Annotated in this window: 1 protein-coding gene and 1 pseudogene; both read left to right on the top strand. The window is 71.1% G+C overall.

Annotated elements, in window-relative coordinates; genetic code table 11:
• A pseudogene (locus ACZ4NB_RS38725) lies at window positions 1–353 on the top strand (sugar ABC transporter substrate-binding protein); the annotation flags it as partial.
• Window positions 354–405: 52 nt separating this feature from the next.
• The coding region (locus ACZ4NB_RS38720) for a carbohydrate ABC transporter permease (protein WP_467667754.1) at window positions 406–1,188 on the top strand (783 nt) is incomplete at its 3' end.

Here is a 1,188-nt window from a genome sequence, read left to right as displayed (position 1 = left end):
GGGCCTCCGGTCAGAAGTACGAGCAGCTGGTGGGCCGCACCCTGGGCTGGTCGAAGGTCCCCGGCGGCAAGCGGGCCAGCCTCTACCGCAACCCCGAGTACCTCCGGTCCGCCCGTGCCTTCGCCGGCCCGACCGAGCAGGCGATCAGCTCGGCCCGGCCCAACGACCCGGGCGTCCAGCCCCGTCCGGCCCCCGGGATCCAGTTCGTCGGCGTCCCCGAGTTCGCCGACCTCGGCACCAAGGTCTCCCACGAGATCAGCTCGGCGATCGCCGGCAAGCAGAGCGTGCCCGCCGCACTCCGTCACGGCCAGCGACTGGCACGGGAGGTGGCCCGTGCCTACGGAGGCCACTGACGCATCGCGGCCCGGCCCGCACGGAACCTCCCCCACCCGCCGCCGCCCGGCCCTGGACCGGGCCGGGCTCCGGGCCCGCCGCGCGCCTCTGCTGCCCGCCCTGGTCTTCCTGATCGTCGTGACCCAACTGCCGTTCGTGGCGACGGTGGTGATCTCCGTCCTGCGCTGGAACGCCCTCGCCCCGGACAACCGCGGCTTCGCCGCCTTCGCCAACTACCGGGCCGTCTTCACCGACCCCGTGCTGCGCAATGCGGTGTGGACCACGATTCTGCTGACGGTGACCGTCGTGCTGGTCAGCCTGCTGCTCGGGCTCGGCCTCGCACTGCTGCTGGACCGCGGCTTCCGCGGCCGCGCCCTCGTCCGCACCCTTCTCATCACGCCTTTTCTGATCGTGCCGGTCGCCTCCGCCCTGCTGTGGAAGCACGCCCTGTTCAACGCCTCCTACGGGCTGCTCAACGGCTCACTGACCTGGCTGTGGAGCCTGTTCGGCAGCGACGATCCGCCGCAGCCGGACTGGATGACCGACTCCCCGCTCGCCGCCGTGGAGGTGTCGCTGATCTGGCAGTGGACACCGTTCATGATGCTGATCCTGCTCGCGGGGCTGCAGGGCCGGCCCGCCGATGTCGTCGAGGCCGCCAGGGTGGACGGCGCCTCCGCCTTCGACATCTTCTGCTACCTCACCCTGCCCCACCTGCGCCGCTACCTGGAGCTGGCCGCCCTGCTCGGGACCGTCTTCATCATCCAGAACTTCGACGCGGTCTTCACCCTCACCTCGGGCGGCCTGGGCACCGCCAACCTGCCCTACACCCTCTACCAGACCTTCTACCAGGCCCAT

The organism is Streptomyces sp. NPDC026575, from assembly GCF_055567415.1.
The sequence above is the reverse complement of the archived record's forward strand: the minus strand, read 5'-3'. Positions and strand labels throughout refer to the sequence as shown.